Raw genomic sequence first — 18049 nt, 5'->3', positions numbered from 1 at the left:
CGGAGGGACGCTGCCGCGTCATGTCGCGATCATCATGGATGGCAATGGCCGCTGGGCCAAGAAGCGCTTCCTGCCGCGCCTTGCCGGGCACAAGGCGGGCGTCGAGGCCGTGCGCCGGATCACCCGCCATGCCCGTACGATGGGCATCGAAGCGCTGACGCTTTACGCTTTTTCGTCGGAAAACTGGCGCCGCCCGGCCGAGGAAATTGGCGACCTGATGGGGTTGCTGAAACATTTCATCCGCGCCGATCTCGACGAAATGGTGCGCGACAATGTGCGGCTGCGGGTGATCGGCGATTACCGCCGCTTTTCGGCCGATGTCGTGGCGCTGGTCGACGACGCGCTAGCGCGGACATCGCAAAACGATGGACCGCTATTGGTGATTGCGCTCAACTACGGGTCGCAGGCCGAATTGGTGGCGGCGGCGCGCACCCTGGCCGAGCGCGTGCAAGCGGGCGCGATGGAAGTCGCGGCGATCGACGCCGATGCGATCGAAGCCTTGCTCGACACGCGCGACCTTCCGCCGCTCGACCTGCTGATCCGCACCTCGGGCGAGTGTCGCTTGTCGAATTTTCTGCTCTGGCAAGCGGCTTATGCCGAGTTGTTGTTCGTCGACACGCTCTGGCCCGACTTCGACGAGGCTGCCTTTAGCAAAGCCGTGGCACAGTTCGGGGAGCGGCAGCGGCGCTTCGGCGGGCTGTGAGCGACGCCGCCCGCGCCCGGCAGGCCGAACTTGCCACCCGCGCGGTGGTGGGCGCCGCGATGATCGCGGTGGCGCTCGGCGGGCTGTGGCTCGGCGGGGTAGTTTTCTGGATCCTGTGCTCGGCTGTCGCGCTTGGCGTGTTGCGCGAATGGGCGATGCTGATGCGCGCGCGCGAACCTGACCTGCGCTTGATGCTGTTTGCGATGGTCGTGCCGCTCGCGATCATGTCGCCCTGGGCGGCAGGCGCTGGCTTTCGCGCGCTCGGCTTTGTGCTGGGGGCGAGCCTGTTCATCTATGGCGTGTCGCGTCAGCCCGTGCGCGCGGCCGGGCTGCTTTATGCCGGGCTGCCCGTGCTGGCCTTGCTGATCATTCGCGATCAACCGCGCGGGCTGTTGTTCGGATTCTGGACACTGGCGCTGGTCTGGGCGTGCGACATGGGCGCCTTTTTTGCGGGGCGCTGGCTCGGCGGTCCGCGGCTCGCGCCTGCAATCAGCCCCAACAAGACCTGGGCGGGGTTGATCGGCGGCGTTGCGGCGGCCGGAGCATTGGGCGTGGCGCTTCATGTGGGTTATGGCTTGCCGTGGCGGCTCACGCTTGCAACACCGGCGCTGGCAATTGCGTCGCAGGGTGGGGATTTGTTCGAAAGTTGGTTGAAGCGGCGGGCAGGCGTGAAGGATAGCGGAACATTGCTGCCGGGGCACGGCGGTCTGCTTGATCGGCTCGACGGGCTGATACCGGTTGCGCCGCTCGCGGCGCTGCTGGTGATGCTGCCGCAAATTCGGGGATGGATGATATGAAGACGGTAACGATCCTGGGGGCAACCGGATCGATCGGTGGGTCGACGCTCGATCTGATCGAGCGCGAGCCCGAAAAATATGACGTGCTGGCGCTGACCGCCAATTGCGATGTGGCGAAGCTGGCCGCAGCGGCGATCCGCACCAACGCCAAGCGCGCGGTCGTGGCCGATGTCGGCTGCTATGCCGATCTCAAGAGCGCGCTTGCGGGAACGGGGATCGAAGTTGCGGCGGGCGCGCAAGCCGTTTGCGAAACGGCGGCGATGGGCGCCGACTGGACGATGGCGGCGATTGTCGGCTGTGCCGGGCTTGAGCCGGTGATGGCCTCAATCGCGCAGGGCGGCACGGTAGTACTGGCCAATAAGGAGCCGCTGGTCTCGGCCGGCGATGTGATCCTGGCCGCTGCCGCCAAAACCGGCGCGACCTTGCTCCCCGCCGATTCGGAGCACAATGCCATCTACCAATGCTTCGACTTCGCGCGCCCCGAAGGCGTGCGACGGATCATCCTGACCGCCAGCGGCGGCCCGTTCCGGACCAAGACGCGCGAGGAAATGCGGGCCATGACCCCCGCGCAGGCGGTCGCGCATCCCAATTGGTCGATGGGCGCGAAGATTTCGGTCGATTCGGCAACGCTGATGAACAAGGGGCTCGAACTGATCGAGGCCGCGCGGCTGTTCCCCGTCGAGAATGATCAGATTGAAGTCATCTGCCATCCGCAATCGATCATCCATTCGATGGTCGAATATGTCGACGGCTCGATCCTGGCGCAGCTCGGCCCGAGCGATATGCGTGTGCCGATCGCCTATTGTCTGGCCTGGCCCGAGCGCATGGCGACGCCAATGGCACCGCTCGATTTGGTGGCGATTGGTCGGCTCGATTTCGAAGCCCCCGATCTCGATCGCTTCCCGGCTTTGCGCCTCGCCCGCGAGGCGCTTGATGCGGGCGGCGCGCGCCCGGCGATCCTCAATGCCGCGAACGAAATTGCGGTTGCGGCGTTTCTCGAAGGGCGGATCGGCTTTCTTGAAATTGCCGCAATCGTCGCCGATACGCTGGCGGGCTATGACCCGGCGCCGCCGGAAACGCTCGACGCGGTGCTCTCGGTAGATGCCGAAGCGCGGCGTCTGGCGGGCGAGCGTGTGAAGGATTGCGTGGTTTGATCCAGTCGCCTGGCTTTTTGCAGACTCTGCTGGCGTTTGCGCTCGTCATCGGGCCGCTCGTGTTCCTGCACGAGCTCGGGCACTATCTTGCGGGCCGGTTGTTCGGGGTCAAAGCCGAAGAATTCTCGATCGGCTTCGGGCGCGAGCTGTTCGGCATCACCGACAAGCGCGGCACGCGCTGGAAATTCAGTCTGTTGCCGCTAGGCGGCTTTGTTAAGTTCGCGGGCGACATGGACCCGTCGAGCCGCAGCGACCCCAATTGGCTGGCACTCCCCGGCGAAGAGCGCGCGCGAACATTTCAGGCCAAGCCGCTGTGGCAGCGGGCGATTATCGTTGCGGCTGGCCCGGTCACCAATTTCGCCATCGCGCTTGTCATTCTGGCGGGTTTCGCGGTCGCGTTTGGCGATTTGCGGACCTCGGCCATTGTCGGTCAGGTCGAACCGGGCAGTGCCGCGCAGGTCGCGGGGCTGGTTCCCGGTGATCGCATCACGGCGCTCGGCGGACGTCAGGTCGAGACGTTTCAGGACATGGTCCGCTTTGTCCAGATCCGCGCCGGTGAACGTGTCACGATCGATTATGAGCGCGGCGGCCAGCCAAAGTCGACGACGGCGACGATCGCGGTCCGGGTCGACAAAGATCGCTTCGGCAACATTGTGAAGCTAGGTCGTCTCGGCATCGCAACCGACGCCAGCGCGGCGCGTTTCGAGCCAGTGAGCCCGATCGCGGCGCCCGTCGTCGCGCTGCGCAAGATTGGCGACATTTTGGGCATGATGGGCGAAGTCGTCGGCCAGATTGTGGTCGGCAAGCGGCCCGTGAGCGAGCTTGGCGGCCCCTTGCAGATCGCGAAAGTGTCGGGCGAGCAATTTTCGCTCGGGATGTCGTCGTTCATTTTCTTCATCGCGCTCGTGTCGCTCAATCTGGCGGTGATCAATCTGCTGCCGGTGCCCGTCCTCGACGGCGGGCACTTGCTGTTCTACGCGATCGAAGCGGTGCGGCGGCGTCCGGTCGACTCGCAAGTGATGGAATGGGCATTTCGCGGCGGTCTGGCGGCTGTGCTCGCGCTGATGCTGATGGTGACGTTCAACGATCTTGGCTCATTTGGGCTCTGGAGCAAGCTGGCCGGGTTGATCGGCTGACGCGCTTCGGGCAGGGCGTGGCAGCCGGGCGGGGCTGACGATTTTTTCCTTTTGGGGAGCAGTAGTGAAAGCAACCTCTGTGACGAACTCCGGCACCCGCGCGGTTGCGTGGTTGATGGCGAGCACGATCCTGGCGGGATTGCCGATGGCTGCCGTTGCTCAGACAGCGGCGCCGACATCGCCGCCCGCCGTCGATCCGGTCGCGCAGGCAGCGCCAGCCGCCGCGCCCGCGCCTGCCCCCGTTAAGGTCATCCGCACGCTGCGGGTCGAGGGCTCGCAGCGTATCGAGCCCGAGACGGTGCTTTCGTACACCAAGCTACGGGTTAGTGCGAATTTCACCAATGAGACGCTCGATCAGGCAATCAAGGATCTGCTCGCGAGCGAGTTGTTCGCCGATGTGACGATCGACGGTGCGGTAACTGGCGATATCGTGGTGCGGGTGCGCGAAAATCCGATCATCAACCGCGTGCTGCTCGAAGGCAATAAGCGGCTGAAGGCCGACAAGATCACCAAGGAAATCAAGCTCGCACCGCGCCAGATTTTCACGCGCACCGCCGTCCGGCAGGATGTTGCGCGGATCATCGAGCTTTACCGCCGTCAGGGCCGCTTTGCCGCTTCGGTCGCGCCCAAGATGGTGTCGCTCGACCAGAACCGCGTTGATATCATTTTCGAAATCAGCGAGGGGCCGAAGTCGAAGGTCCGCCAGATCAACATCATCGGCAATGAGGTGTTCAACGACGCCAAGGTGCGCGCGCAAATGGCGACCAAGCAGGCGAGTCTGCTGACCACGCTCAGTTCGAACACCAGCTATGATCAGGACAGGCTGGCCTTTGACCAGCAGAAATTGCGCCAATTCTATCTGACGCAGGGCTACGCCGACTTCAAGGTGACCTCAGCAGTTGCTGAGCTGACGCCCGACAAGAAGGACTTCATCATCACTTATGTGGTGGAGGAAGGAAAGCGTTACCGGTTCGGCGAAATCACCGTCGACAGCGAAATCCGCGACTTCGACAACAAAAAGCTTGCCGCGTCACTCGTCGCCAAGAAGGGTGAATGGTATAATGCGAAGAAGATCGAGGATTCGGTTGACGCGATCAATCAGACCGCTGGTCTATTCGGCTATGCCTTTGCCGAAGTTAATCCGGAATTCGACCGCGACGCCGAAAAACTGCTGCTGTCGATCAATTTCCACATCGCGCAAGCCCAGCGCACCTATGTCGAACGGATCGATATCAACGGCAACACGCTGACCAAGGACAAGGTGATCCGCCGCGAAATCCGCGTGTCCGAAGGCGACGCGTTCAACACTTTCCTCGTCAAACGGTCGCAGGATCGCATCAACTCGCTCGGCTTCTTCCAGGAGAAGCTCGAAGTTCAGCAAAAGCCCGGGTCGGCCCCCGACCGTGTCGTGCTCGAAACCAATGTCGAGGAAAAGGCGACCGGCGAGCTTAACCTGTCGATCGGTTATTCGAGCCTCGAACAATTCATCGTCCAGGGTTCTGTCAGACAGCGCAATTTCCGGGGCTTGGGTCAGGAGCTTCGCGCGAGTGCGCAATTTTCGACCTTCTCAAAACAGGTCGAACTCGGCTTTTCAGAGCCCTATTTGTTTGACAAGAACATCGGCCTCGCCGTCGATCTGTTCCGCCGCGACCTGAACAACTTCAACTTCGTCGGAACGATCCGACAGACGAACTATACGCAGGTGTCGACCGGCTTCCAGGTCCGCACGAGCATTCCGCTGACTGAATATTGGTCGGTGTCAGCACGCTATGGGCTGACCTATGATCAGGTTGGGCTCGATCCGACGAGATTTTTTACCAACGGCGCCTGTGATCCACTGCTGGCCGGACGCTATTTGTGTGACCAAATCGGCAACCGGCTTACCTCTGCGCTCGGTGTGTCGCTGCTGTATGACAGCCTCAACAGCCGCATTCGGCCGACCGCTGGTCAGCGGCTTGTGGTGAGCGGCGATCTTGCCGGTCTGGGCGGCGACGTGCGCTATATTCGCGGTCGATTCGAAGGCAAAAAATTCTGGAATGTCGGTAGTGGTTTCATCTTCTCAGCGGGACTTGAGGGTGGTTATATCCAGCCGCTTGAAGGAAGCCGCGGTCCGGGAATTGACGCTGTGCGCATCAACGACCGCTTCTACCTCGGCGAGCCGCAGTTCCGGGGCTTTAACATTCGCGGTGTCGGGCCGCGCGTGCAGCGGCTGATGTACCAAACTGATGCGAACGGCGTTCAGACGCTGAACGATGCAAGGAATCAATTTGCCGATGACGCGCTCGGCGGGCGGGCTTATTATCTCGGACGGCTCGAGCTTGAACTACCACTCGGCGCTGGCGCGCGCGAACTCGGTCTGCGTCCTTCGATCTATATCGATTTCGGCGCGCTGTTCGGTGTGCTCCGGCCGCTGCCGACGGCGGTTTTCCCGACGACCACGGTCACGCTTGCCGACGGCAGCGTGGTCAACCGGGTGTTGCCGCTGCCGCTGCGTGATCCGGCGACCAACCAGATTGTGTATGTAGTTTCCGATGGCGGCGCCAATGCCGGCCTTCAGACAATTTGCCCCACCGGGTTTGCGACAACGAGCAATCTGGCCGATTGCACAGGATCGTCCATCAATTCGACCGTGGACGGCACCCAGCCCTTCCTCGAAAGGTTCGTTGGCAATTCGGCTAGCCCTAGGCTTTCGGTCGGTATCGGCGTCAACTGGAATTCACCGTTCGGGCCGCTGCGGATCGATCTGGCTCAGGCGCTGCTCAGGCAGTTCGGCGAAGACACCAAACTCATCACTTTCAACGTAGGGACTCAATTCTGATGAAGACCAAATTTACGAAGGCCGCAATCGCTGCGGCATTTGCAGCAAGCATGCTGGCGTTGCCGCAGGCCGCATTTGCGCAATCGACACTCGTCGTCGATGTCGACCAGATTTCGCGCGACAGTGTTGCCGCCAAGAGCGGTCAGGCGCAGATCGAGGCGAAATATGGCGCGCGCATCAAGACAGTTCGGGCCAGTTTCGACGCAGCGCTGAAGGGCTGGAACGATCAGGTCGCGATTGCCAAGCCGCTGATCAAGCCGAACACGCCGCTGCCGCCCGCCACCGAAAAGGCGCTGGGCGACGCGCGTCAGACGCTGCAGGAAGCACAGGCACAAGTCGAAGACCTTCAGCGCGAGCTGAATTCGGTTTCGCAATATGTGCAGCAGCAGATTGTCGAGAAGCTGATCCCGATCTCCGAGCGTATCCGCAAGGACCGCAAGGGTGATACGGTGGTGCCGCGTAACGGACTGCTGGCTTTTGAGCCCGCAAACGACATTACTGCGGTCGCGCTGCAGCAGCTCAATGCGACTATGACCGTCGTTCAGATCGCGCCCCCCGAGCAGCCTGCTGCCAAGCCGACGACGCCGCCGCCTGCGACAACGCCTGCCAAGCCGCAGCCGCAGAGCCGCTGATCCGGTGAGCGACGACACGACGGCGGCGCCGACACCCTACGCGCTCGATACCGCGCGCGTGATGGCGGCGCTGCCGCATCGCTACCCAATGCTGCTGGTCGACCGGGTCGAGGCGCTTGTCCTCGACCGGTCGATCGTCGCCATCAAAGCGGTGACGATCAACGAGGGTTTTTTCCAGGGGCATTTTCCGGGGCGCCCGATCATGCCGGGCGTGCTGATCGTCGAGGCGCTGGCGCAGGCCGCCGGTGTGCTCGCGGTCGAATCACTTGGGCTCGCAGGGTCGGGTAAGCTCGTCTATTTCATGGCGATCGAGGGGGCGAAGTTCCGCAAACCTGTCGAGCCGGGGTGCTTGCTCAAGCTCGAAGTCGAATTCGTCCAGAAGCGCTCGAGCGTTTGCAAATTCGCGGGCCGCGCGTTGGTCGACGGTGCGTTGGCGGCCGAGGCGAATTTCACCGCTATGATCGCGGACCCGCCGAAGGCCTAGATTTTTCTCACACAAAGACGCGAAGCCACGAAAAGCAGCGTTATCCTTCTTCGCGGCTTCGTGCCTTTGTGTGCGATATCTTTTGCCTGCGTGGCCTTACCGGAACGGCGGTTCGTTGAACGCCCGCAGCTTGCGCGAATGCAGTTTCGCGCCTTCGCGGCGCAATTGTTCGCACGCTTCGATGCCGATCTTCATATGCTCGGCAATCGCGCGTTCGTAGAAGCGATTGGCCTGGCCCGGCAGTTTGAGTTCGCCGTGCAGCGGCTTGTCGGAAACGCAGAGCAGCGTCCCGTACGGCACACGGAAGCGATAGCCTTGTGCTGCAATCGTCGCCGATTCCATGTCGATGCCAACCGCACGCGACTGTGAGAAGCGCAGCGCCGACTTCGAATAGCTCAATTCCCAATTGCGGTCGTCGGTGGTCACGATCGTGCCCGTGCGCAGCCGCCGCTTGAGTTCGTCGCCCGACTGGCCCGAGACCGTTTCGGCCGCGCGCGCGAGCGCCTGCTGGACCTCGGCAATCGCGGGGATCGGAATTTCGGGCGGCAGCACTGCGTCGAGCACATGATCGTCGCGCAAATAGGCATGCGCCAGCACATAATCGCCGATGCGCTGGCTCGGGCGCAGACCGCCGCAATGGCCGATCATCAGCCAGGCTTCGGGCCGCACGACCGCGAGGTGATCGCAGATCGTCTTGGCGTTCGACGGCCCGACGCCGATGTTGACAAGCGTGATGCCGGTGCGATCAGGCGCGATCAGGTGATAGGCTGGCATCTGATGCCGCCGCCACGCGCTGTCGCTGACCAGCTTGTCGGGATCATCGCCCTCCTCAATGACGATGCCGCCCGCGCCCGACACGGCCGTATAGCGCGATTCGGGGCCGAGTTGCTCGCACGCCCAGCGCACGAATTCATCGACATAGCGGTGATAGTTGGTGAACAGCACGAAGCGCTGCACATGCTCGGGCGGGGTCCCGGTATAGTGGCGCAGCCGGGCAAGGCTGAAATCGGTGCGCAGCCCGTCGAACAGCGCGAGCGGTCGCACCGCATCGGGCGATTTCCACAAACCATCGGCAATCTCGTCACCGATATGCGCCAGTTCGGTTGCCGGAAAATGCCGTGCCAGCTCAAGCGCCGACACTTCGTCGAGGCTGACCGCGTGGCCCGGATCGAGCACATAAGGGAAGGGGATTTCCTGCCGCCCGGCGACGGCCTCGACCTCGACATCATAATCTTCGAGCAACAGCGTCAGCTGCTCGGTCAAATAGCCGGCGAAGGTGGCGGGCTTGGTGACGCTGATCGCATAGCGGCCCGGCTGCACGAGTCGCCCGAACGACCGCATTGGCGCTGGACGATCACCGCCGCCCTTATAGTTCAGCCGGATTTCGGGATAAGCGAAGGAGCCGTCGCGGCGTGCTGTCGGATCGGGTACGGTCCCATCAGCGAGATAGGCGGTCAGCGCGGCGCGCAGCCGCTCTACCGATGCGGTGTACAGCCGGTCGAGCTCGGCCACGATCTGGGAAGCGTTCGTCATGCCCTTCGGCTAGGCCAGCGATGCGACGCTGGCAAGACAGCCGCGCGTGCAAGCGCAAGGACTGGGCGAGGGGGGCAGCGATGGCCCCCCTCGCCGGGCCGGACTTACTTGCTGATCTTGCCGCCCTTGGCGTCGGCTTCGCCACCCGTGCTGGTGAGCTTGCTGATGCCATAGGCGGCACCGGCCGCGACGGCGGCGACACCACCAACGATCGCGGCGGCGGCAACCGGGTTTTCCCTCACCGCTTCAACCGTGGTTTCAACGGCCTGCTCGATCGCTGCCTGCGCGCGGGCGACGAGGGTCCTTTCCTCGGCGACGGCCTTGGTCGCAAAGTCCTTGGCAGCGTCTTCGGCCTCGCCGATCTTCTTTTTGGTGAAGTCGGTCGCGGCGGTATAGTCGGTTTCGATGGTCATCTTCGTGTCCCTTCGCGTGCGGGTGGCAGATCGATTAACGCTGTGCCCCCGCCAACGTTCCCGGCCTTAAAGCTGTTCGAGCAGATGTTCGGCGGTGCTCACCTTGAACTCACCGGGTGCTTCGACGTTGAGCTGCGTGACCACGCCGTCTTCGACCAGCATCGAATAGCGCTGGCCGCGCAGGCCCAGGCCGAACTTCGATCCGTCCATCGTCAGATCGACGGCCTTGGCAAAGTCGCCATTGCCATCGGCGAGCATCGTGACCTTGCCGTCGGCGCTGTTGCTCTTGCTCCACGCGCCGAGCACGAAGGCATCGTTGACGGCGGTGCAGGCGACTTCGTCGACGCCCTTGGCCTTCAGTTCGTCGAGCTTGTCGATATAGCCGGGCAGGTGCTTGGCCGAGCAGGTCGGGGTGAAGGCGCCGGGGACCGAGAACAGCGCGACCTTGCGGCCGGCAAAAAAGCTGGTGCTGTCGACGGCGTCGGGGCCGTGATCGGTCGCCTTGATGAGAGTCATTTCGGGGAGCTTGTCGCCAACCTTGATCGTCATGCCTGTTCTCCAGTTGCGGTGATGCGCCGCGCTCTAGCCGAGCCGACGCGCGACGCAAAGCGGGCACTTCAGCAAAGTGTATGAAGCGTCAGAATTCGCGGTTGAGGCGCGCGCGCGCGGCAAGCACGGGGCGGGCAAGGCCGGGGACAGCCAGCAGTGGCATTGCAACATACCATTTGAGCGAGCGGCGCCACGGCTCGCCCTCCCGCAGGCGTTTGAGTCCCGCGCGCGCCTCGCCGCCGAGCACCAGCGCTTCGCCCTCGATCACGGCGAGCTCGCGCGCGACTGACTCGCGCATTTCGCGCGCGACTCCGGCTTCGGGACGACCGGCCAACCGCTCTTCGGCATTGGCATAGACGCTGATCACCGCGCCAAGCAGCCTTGCGGCATTGGCCGACATCGAATCGGCGCGGCGGCGATAGCGTGACAGCGGCGCGTTGACATAGGCCGCGCGCCAGCCGCGCTCGATGATCTTGATCCACAGATCGAAATCTTCGGCCGATTTGAGCGCAGGGTCGAACCCGCCAGCCTCGACCAGCGCTTCGCGCCGAATCAGGCTGGTGATGAACACATTGAAATCGCGCCGCAGCACGCGTTCGAGTGAAATCGGATCGATCTGCGGCACATGCGCCGAAAAGCGCTGTCCGACTCGCGACGCCCCGAAATAGGTCGCGTCGCAGGTCACGAAGCCCAGGCCCGGATCGGCAAGGATCGCCTTGGTCATCAGTTCAAGATAGCGCGGCTCGTAAAGGTCATCGCCGTCGAGCAGCGCGATCAAACTACCGCTCGCGACCGCGATTGCGCGGTTTCGCGCGGTCGACAGCCCGGCATTGTCGGTCTTCAGCAGTTTGAAGCGTGTGTCCGACAAATAGGGCTGCACGGCGCTTTCAACATCGTCGGGCGCGCCGTCGTCGACGATGATCGCTTCCCAATGCGGATAGGTCTGCGCAAGGATCGATTCGATCGTCTGCCCGACGAGATGGGCAAGCCCATAGGCGGGGACGATAATCGAGACGATCGGCGGTTCCGTGCGCATGCGCCCACGCTATAAGACCGAGTTATGAACGATCCTTGCTATCTGACCGGCCAATTTCTGCTCGCCATGCCCGGCATGAGTGATCCGCGGTTCGACCGCGCGGTGATCGCGCTGTGCGCGCACGACGAACAGGGCGCGCTGGGGATCGGAATCGGTACCGAGATCAAGGGATTGGGTTTTCACGATCTGCTCGGCCAGTTGAAGATCGATTCCGGAGGGTGCCCCGACCGCCCGGTCAGCATGGGTGGGCCGGTCGAGCCCGGACGCGGCTTCGTCGTGCATTCGCGCGATTGGGAAGGGCAGGATACGATCGATGTCGCGGGGCGCTGGGCGTTATCGGGCACGCTCGACGTGCTGCGCGCGATTGCAGACGGGAAGGGGCCGCGCCAATGGCTGGTTGCGCTCGGCTATGCCGGGTGGGGCGAGGGGCAGCTTGATGCCGAAATGACGCGGCACGGGTGGCTGACCGTCGAAGCCGACCCCAGGCTGATCTTCGACATCCCCGCGCCGGAGCGCTGGGCGGCGGGGATGGCCGCTGCCGGGGTCGACCCGCGACTGCTTTCCTCACAGGCCGGCCGGGCCTGAATCCGGGAAACATATAAAGACATCTTTATATTTGATTTGGAGCTGGCGCGTCGCTATGGGCGCTCAGGCTGGCGGCGTTCGTGCTTGCCATAAAGATCCAGACCAGGAGAATTTGCGTGGCCACCGTCCTTGACCGCCCGACCGATTATGTCGTTGCCGACATCAGCCTTGCCGATTTCGGCCGCAAGGAAATCAACATCGCCGAAACCGAAATGCCCGGCCTGATGGCACTGCGCGAGGAATTCGGCGCGTCGAAGCCGCTGACGGGCGCACGCATCACCGGGTCGCTCCACATGACGATCCAGACCGCCGTGCTGATCGAAACGCTGACCGCGCTTGGTGCGCAGGTCCGTTGGGCGACCTGCAATATCTATTCGACGCAGGACCATGCCGCAGCTGCAATCGCGGCGACGGGTGTGCCGGTGTTCGCGATCAAGGGCGAGAGCCTGGCGGAATATTGGGATTATGTCGGCGACATCTTCAATTGGGGGGATGAGACGTGCAACATGATCCTCGACGATGGCGGCGACGCGACGATGTTCGCGCTGTGGGGCGCCAAGCTCGAAGCCGGGCACTCGTTTGCCGAGCCCGAGAATGAGGAAGAAGTCGAAATGCAGCGCGCGGTGAAGGAATTCATCGCCAAGAAGCCCGGCTACCTCACCGAGAGCGTCAAGAACATCAAGGGCGTGTCGGAAGAAACCACGACCGGCGTTCACCGCCTCTATGCGATTGCCAAGAAGGGCGAGCTGCCCTTCCCGGCGATCAACGTCAACGATAGTGTCACCAAGTCGAAGTTCGACAACTTGTATGGCTGCAAGGAATCGCTGGTCGACGCGATCCGTCGCGGCACCGACGTGATGCTCGCGGGCAAGGTCGCGACCGTTGCCGGCTTCGGCGACGTCGGCAAGGGCTCGGCCCAGTCGCTCCGCAATGGCGGCGCGCGCGTGCTCGTGACTGAAATCGATCCGATCTGCGCGTTGCAGGCGGCGATGGAAGGCTTTGAAGTCGTGACGATGGAAGAAGCCGTCCAGCGTTCGGACATCTTCGTCACCGCGACCGGCAATGCCGACGTCATCACTGCCGATCACATGGCGGCGATGAAGAACATGGCGATCGTCTGCAACATCGGCCACTTCGACAGCGAAATCCAGATTTCGGCACTGTCCAACTACAAGTGGACCGAAGTGAAGCCGCAGGTCGACCTGGTCGAATTCCCCGATGGCAAGCAGATCATCATCCTGTCGAAGGGCCGTCTGGTGAACCTCGGCAACGCGACCGGCCACCCGTCGTTCGTGATGTCGGCGAGCTTCACCAACCAGACGCTGGCGCAGATCGAGCTGTTCACCAACCCCGAGCAGTACAACAACGACGTGTACGTCCTGCCGAAGCATCTCGACGAGAAGGTGGCCGCACTCCACCTCGAAAAGCTGGGCGTGAAGATGACCCAGCTGACCAAGAAGCAGGCCGATTACATCGGTGTGCCGGTCGAAGGGCCGTTCAAGCCCGATCACTACCGCTACTAATCCCGTCGGCTTCGGCCTCGGTCGGTTCAATCGAGCCCCTGCCGCGCTGCGGCGGGGGCTCTTTTGCGATTAAGGCGCGCGTGGCGCTTCCCAGTCGCGTAACTGCTGTTCTACAGCGGGCTATGACCGCGAAGTTGGCGTCCCGCGCGGCGCGATGATCACCCTTACTCCCTTGGCCGCCCTCTTGGTCGGTGCGGCATTTGCCTTGCTGATCGCGGGCGCGGTGTGGGCGCTCTACACGGGCCTTGGGTTGCGCGGCGCGCATCAGGCGGCACAGGCTACCGCCGCGCGCCTCAATGCACTGTTAGGCTCGGCGCCAGCGCTCGCCGCAATCGTGCATGCCGATGGCCGGATCGACGTGCCGCAGCGGCTCGCCGATTTGCTCGGACTGACCGGGCCGGTACGGTTCCTGAGCGATTTGTCGACGGCCGATGCAGGGCTCGCGCCCGCTGACCTTGCCGCGCTGAGCGAGGATGTCGCGGCAGTACAGCGAGTCGCGCTGCCCTTTACCCGCGTGGTGCGGCCGATCGGCGGATCGCGATCACTGATGATTGACGGCCAGCGCGCCGCGCGCGATCTCGACCTTGGCGGCGGCGTCATTCTGTGGGTGTTCGATACCACCGACAGCGCCACCGAAATTGCCCGGCTGCAGGATCAAGCCACGCAAGTCGACGCCGCGTTCGACGCGCTGACCGGGCTGATCGAGGCCGCGCCGATGCCAATGTGGTATCGCACGCCCGACCTGCGGCTCGGGATGGTCAATACCGCCTATGTGAGTGCCGTCGAAGGCAAAGACGCCGACGACGTGCTCGCGCGCGGGCTTGAGCTGGTCGAGGGTTCGGGCATGGGCGGCCCGCTGGCGACCGCGATCCGCGCGCGCGAGCAGGGGCGGCCCGAATCACAGGCAATGCCGGCCACAATCGGCGGTGCGCGGCGGATGCTGCGGATCGTTGACGTCCCGTTGCCGAGCGGCGGCGTGGCCGGTTTTGCGATCGACATCGAAGATCTCGAACAGGCCCGCGCGGCGACCAAGCGCTTTGGCGAGGCGCAGCGTGAGATGCTCGACCGTCTCTCGGCGGGCGTTGCCCAGTTCGGCAGCGACCGCGCGCTGACCTTTTGCAACCAGCCGTTCCAGCGGTTGTTCGCGATGAAGACCGAGTGGCTCGCTGATCGCCCCGAATTCGACCGCGTACTCGAACGCATGCGCGAGGCGGGACGGCTGCCCGAGGTCCGCGATTTCCCGGGCTGGAAAGCTGAACGTCGCGACTGGTTCCTAGCTGCCGACCACCAGATCGAGGAGCAATGGCATCTCCCCGGCGGCGATCATTTGCGAGTCGTTGCGCAACCGCTGCCCGATGGCGGGCTGCTGCTGATCTTTGAGGATCGCACCGAGCAGGTCCAGCTCGCCAGCGCGCGTGACACCTTGCTGCGGGTACGGACGGCGACCTTCGATACCTTGTTCGAAGCGCTTGGCGTGTTCGCGGCCGATGGGAGGCTCCAGCTTTGGAATAACCGCTTCCGCCAGACGCTCGGCCTCGACGAGCAATTCCTCGCCGGGCATCCCCGCGTCGATGTGCTCGCGCAGGCTGCCGCCGCCCAGCTTGCGGCGCCGGGCAAGGCGGTGCTGATCAGCGAGATGGTGCGCTCAGCAACGCTCGACCGGCAGCAGCGCGGCGGCAGTCTCGCCTTCGCCGATGGGCGGCATTTTGATTTCGCCGCAGTGCCGCTGCCCGACGGCAATGCGCTGTTCACGATGCTCGATGTGTCCGACAGCCGCCGGATGGAGCAGGCCCTGCGCGATCGCAACGAAGCGCTCGAAGCCGCCGACCGGGTCAAGACGGCTTTCGTTGCCAATATGAGTTACGAACTGCGCACCCCGCTCACGTCGATCAGCGGCTTTGCCGAAATGCTGCAGGGCGGCTTCGCGGGCGCGCTGCCGCCGGTTGCGAGCGAGTATGTCGCGGCGATCCTGCAATCGGTCGAGCGGCTCGGCACGCTGGTCGACGACGTGCTCGACTTGACGCAGAGCAGCGCGCGGGGCGGCACCAGCGATGTCGGCGAGGTCGATCTCGACGCGGTTGCGCGCGCAGCGGTGGCGAAGGTTGCGGCGCTCGTCGATGCGCAAAAGCTCGATTTCGCGATCGAGATCGACGCATCGCTGGGCGTGGTGACGGGCGAGGCGGCGCGGCTGACGCAAGTGATCGAGAATCTGCTGCGCCACGCGATTGCCGGAACGCCGGAGCGCGGGCGCATCCTGCTCCATGGCGACGGCACGCCTGATGCGGCGCGGATCGTGGTGTCGGATAATGGCCGAGGAATGACGGCGAAGGCGGTCAAACAGGCGTTCGATCGCTTTGCCGCGGCCCCGGCGACGCGCAGCGGCGACCGTGCGCTGGGGCTTGGCTTGCCGCTCGCGAAGCAATTCGTCGAGGCGCATGGCGGCACCGTCACGCTGATGTCAGAGCGCGGGCAGGGGACGGTGATCACGGTCACGCTGCCGCGCACCGGCGCTGCGATGCCCGCATGATCGCGCTGCCCGATCCGGGCGCATCGGCGGCATTCGGCACGTGGCTGGCAGGGCTGGTTGCACCGGGTGACGTCATTACCTTGGCGGGGCCGCTGGGTGTCGGGAAAACCAGCATCGCGCGCGGGCTGCTCGCCGCGCTGGGGCTGGCGGGCGAAGCGCCGAGCCCGAGCTTTGCGATCGTCCAGCCCTATGATCCGCCGGAAGTGCGGCTGCCGGTGCTGCATATCGACCTGTACCGGATCGACTCGCCCGATGAGATGGCCGAGCTTGGGCTGGACGAAGCAGCGCAGGACTCGCTGCTGATCGTCGAATGGCCCGAGCGGGCGGGGCCCGGCTATTGGCCCGACGCACTTTCGTTGACGATCAACGTGGATGGGTCGGGACGGCGCTTGACAGCACAGGTGCCCGAGGCTTGGAGAGCGCGATGGGCGCAACGCTGACCGAACCTGCCGGTGCGCAGGCATTTCTCGACGCACATGGCTGGGGCGGGGCGAATTTGGCCCCCGTCACCGGCGATGCGTCGTTCCGCCGCTATTTCCGGGTGGTTGACGGATCGCGGCGGGCGATCCTGATGGATGCGCCGCCGCCCGAGGATCCCGGGCCGTTCCTGAACATCGCGCGCTGGCTGCACGGCCATGGCTTTGCCGCGCCCGAAGTGTTCGCTGTCGATACCGCGCAGGGACTCGCGCTGATCGAGGATTTTGGCGATGATCGCCTGCGCGAAGCGGTCGATGCGGATCCCGCGCGCGCGCCCGGTCTGTACCGTGCGGCGGTCGACGTGCTGGTCGCCCTCCACCGTGTCGCGCCGCCGCAGGTCGATCCCTATGACCGCGCTGCCTTGGCCGAGCGCACGCTGTTGCTGCCGGAGTGGTATTGCGCCGCCGTTGGCATCACGCCCGACCTGACGAGCTATGCCGAAGCGTGGGACGCCGTGCTGCCGCTTGCCGAGCCGAACACGCCCGTGTTGGCATTGCGCGACTATCACGCCGAAAATCTGATGCTGCTCGGCGACGGGCGGATTGGATTGCTCGATTTCCAGGATGCGATGACCGGCCACCCGGCCTATGATCTCGTGTCGTTGCTGCAGGACGCGCGCCGCGATGTCGAACCCGCGATCGAAGCAGCGATGCTCGATCATTATGCGCGGGCGACCGGCGTGGGCGATGACTTCATGACGGCCTATCATGTGCTCGGCGCGCAGCGGAACACGCGGATCATTGGCGTGTTCACGCGGCTGTGGCAGCGCGACCACAAGGACCGCTACCCCAGCCTTTGCCCGCGCGTGTGGGGCTATCTCGAACGCGATCTCGCGCATCCCGCGCTGGCGCCGGTCAAGGCGTGGTTCGACGCGACCATTCCCGCCTCGAAGCGCGGCGACCCGATGCTGATCGGCGCATGACCGCGCGCAAAAGCCTTGCGCTGCGGCCAAACCCCGTCGTCGCCGTGCCGGAAACCGCGATGGTGATGGCCGCAGGCCTCGGCAAAAGGATGCGCCCGCTTACGGCAACGCGGCCCAAGCCGCTCGTCGAAGTCGCGGGTAAACCGCTGATCGATCATGTCTTCGATCGGCTCGCGGCAGCAGGCGTCAAGCGGGCGGTGGTGAACGTCCATTACCTCGCCGACGCGCTCGAAGCGCATCTTCAGCGGCGGAACGACGGCATCGAACTCGTCATTTCCGACGAGCGCAACCGGTTGATGGAGACGGGCGGCGGGCTGGTGCAGGCGCGCGATCTGATCGGCGACAAGCCCTTTCTGACGGTCAACAGCGACAATCTGTGGATCGACGGCCCGATCGATTCGATCCGCGCGCTGGCAGCGGCGTGGGACGATGATCGGATGGATGCGCTGCTGCTGATGGTACCGCTCGCCTGGGCGCATTGTCACGGCGGGCGCGGTGATTTTCACCTTGATCCGGTTGGGCGCATTACCGGGCGGCGCAAGCCGGGGCGGCCTGCACCCTTTGTGTGGACTGGGGTGCAGATCCTGTCGCCAAGGCTAATCCGGGACTGGCCCGAGGGGCCGTTCTCGACCAACATATTTTGGGACCGGGCGATTGCGGCCGGACGGGCTTACGGGATTGTCCATAGCGGCTTGTGGTTCGATGTCGGCACGCCCGCCGCCATTGCCCGGACTGAAGCGATCCTCGCTGATGGTTGAGC

Annotated in this window: 17 protein-coding genes; 13 read left to right on the top strand and 4 right to left on the bottom strand. The window is 64.1% G+C overall.

The genetic code is table 11. The features are described from left to right. Positions 1–10 precede the first annotated feature (10 nt). From K2W81_RS08785 to fabZ, 7 genes are all read left to right on the top strand, one after another. Positions 11–703 (top strand): isoprenyl transferase, encoded by a 693-nt coding sequence (locus tag K2W81_RS08785; protein ID WP_294103467.1) that lies wholly within the window; start codon positions 11–13, stop codon positions 701–703. After that, a complete protein-coding gene (locus K2W81_RS08780) occupies positions 700–1500 on the top strand; it encodes a phosphatidate cytidylyltransferase (protein WP_294103428.1) in 801 nt (266 codons plus the stop codon). The genes K2W81_RS08785 and K2W81_RS08780 overlap by 4 nt, the downstream gene beginning before the upstream one ends. Continuing rightward, the gene (locus tag K2W81_RS08775; RefSeq protein WP_294103426.1) at positions 1497–2654 is read left to right on the top strand and encodes a 1-deoxy-D-xylulose-5-phosphate reductoisomerase; all 1158 of its coding nucleotides are present in this window, start codon (positions 1497–1499) and stop codon (positions 2652–2654) included. Before K2W81_RS08780 ends, K2W81_RS08775 begins: the two co-directional genes overlap by 4 nt. Continuing rightward, positions 2651–3790, top strand: a complete 1140-nt coding sequence (locus K2W81_RS08770; RefSeq protein ID WP_294103424.1) for an RIP metalloprotease — start codon at positions 2651–2653, stop codon at positions 3788–3790. Before K2W81_RS08775 ends, K2W81_RS08770 begins: the two co-directional genes overlap by 4 nt. Before the next feature lie 115 nt (positions 3791–3905). Next, positions 3906–6608: an outer membrane protein assembly factor BamA gene (bamA, locus tag K2W81_RS08765; protein ID WP_294103466.1), complete on the top strand. Its 2703-nt coding sequence runs from the start codon at positions 3906–3908 to the stop codon at positions 6606–6608. After that, positions 6608–7240, top strand: coding sequence for an OmpH family outer membrane protein (locus tag K2W81_RS08760; protein WP_294103423.1), 633 nt, complete (start codon positions 6608–6610; stop codon positions 7238–7240). The genes bamA and K2W81_RS08760 overlap by 1 nt, the downstream gene beginning before the upstream one ends. A 4-nt stretch (positions 7241–7244) precedes the next feature. Next, positions 7245–7724: a 3-hydroxyacyl-ACP dehydratase FabZ gene (gene fabZ / locus K2W81_RS08755; RefSeq protein ID WP_294103421.1), complete on the top strand. Its 480-nt coding sequence runs from the start codon at positions 7245–7247 to the stop codon at positions 7722–7724. 96 nt (positions 7725–7820) lie between these two features. Here the strand turns inward: fabZ and K2W81_RS08750 are convergent, their stop codons facing one another. The 4 genes from K2W81_RS08750 to K2W81_RS08735 form a co-directional block, all read right to left on the bottom strand. Further along, on the bottom strand, positions 7821–9257 hold the full coding sequence (locus tag K2W81_RS08750; RefSeq protein ID WP_294103419.1) for an AMP nucleosidase: 1437 nt from the start codon (positions 9255–9257) through the stop codon (positions 7821–7823). A gap of 104 nt (positions 9258–9361) precedes the next feature. Further along, positions 9362–9670 carry a hypothetical protein gene (locus K2W81_RS08745; RefSeq protein WP_294103417.1) on the bottom strand — a complete coding sequence of 103 codons (309 nt, stop codon included), beginning with the start codon at positions 9668–9670 and terminating at the stop codon, positions 9362–9364. A 66-nt stretch (positions 9671–9736) separates the two neighbouring features. Then, the gene (locus K2W81_RS08740; protein ID WP_294103415.1) at positions 9737–10219 is read right to left on the bottom strand and encodes a peroxiredoxin; all 483 of its coding nucleotides are present in this window, start codon (positions 10217–10219) and stop codon (positions 9737–9739) included. Between the two features lie 88 nt (positions 10220–10307). Further along, positions 10308–11255, bottom strand: coding sequence for a glycosyltransferase family A protein (locus tag K2W81_RS08735; protein WP_294103414.1), 948 nt, complete (start codon positions 11253–11255; stop codon positions 10308–10310). A 24-nt stretch (positions 11256–11279) separates the two neighbouring features. Here K2W81_RS08735 and K2W81_RS08730 point away from each other — a divergent pair, with 24 nt between their 5' ends. From K2W81_RS08730 to K2W81_RS08705, 6 genes are all read left to right on the top strand, one after another. Beyond that, positions 11280–11840 carry a YqgE/AlgH family protein gene (locus K2W81_RS08730; protein WP_294103412.1) on the top strand — a complete coding sequence of 187 codons (561 nt, stop codon included), beginning with the start codon at positions 11280–11282 and terminating at the stop codon, positions 11838–11840. A gap of 116 nt (positions 11841–11956) precedes the next feature. Beyond that, positions 11957–13363, top strand: a complete 1407-nt coding sequence (gene ahcY / locus K2W81_RS08725) for an adenosylhomocysteinase (RefSeq protein ID WP_294103410.1) — start codon at positions 11957–11959, stop codon at positions 13361–13363. A 154-nt stretch (positions 13364–13517) separates the two neighbouring features. Continuing rightward, positions 13518–15890, top strand: a complete 2373-nt coding sequence (locus K2W81_RS08720; RefSeq protein ID WP_294103408.1) for a PAS domain-containing sensor histidine kinase — start codon at positions 13518–13520, stop codon at positions 15888–15890. Further along, positions 15887–16330 (top strand): tRNA (adenosine(37)-N6)-threonylcarbamoyltransferase complex ATPase subunit type 1 TsaE, encoded by a 444-nt coding sequence (gene tsaE / locus K2W81_RS08715; protein WP_294103404.1) that lies wholly within the window; start codon positions 15887–15889, stop codon positions 16328–16330. Before K2W81_RS08720 ends, tsaE begins: the two co-directional genes overlap by 4 nt. Continuing rightward, positions 16315–17289, top strand: a complete 975-nt coding sequence (locus K2W81_RS08710; RefSeq protein WP_294103401.1) for a phosphotransferase — start codon at positions 16315–16317, stop codon at positions 17287–17289. Before tsaE ends, K2W81_RS08710 begins: the two co-directional genes overlap by 16 nt. Next, entirely contained in the window at positions 17286–18047 is a 762-nt protein-coding gene (locus tag K2W81_RS08705; RefSeq protein ID WP_294103399.1) for a nucleotidyltransferase family protein, read from the top strand. Before K2W81_RS08710 ends, K2W81_RS08705 begins: the two co-directional genes overlap by 4 nt. Positions 18048–18049: the final 2 nt, after the last annotated feature.

Source organism: Sphingomonas sp., assembly GCF_019749955.1.
Taxonomy (GTDB): Bacteria; Pseudomonadota; Alphaproteobacteria; order Sphingomonadales; family Sphingomonadaceae; genus Sphingomonas.
This window is presented reverse-complemented; position numbering and strand designations above follow the sequence as displayed.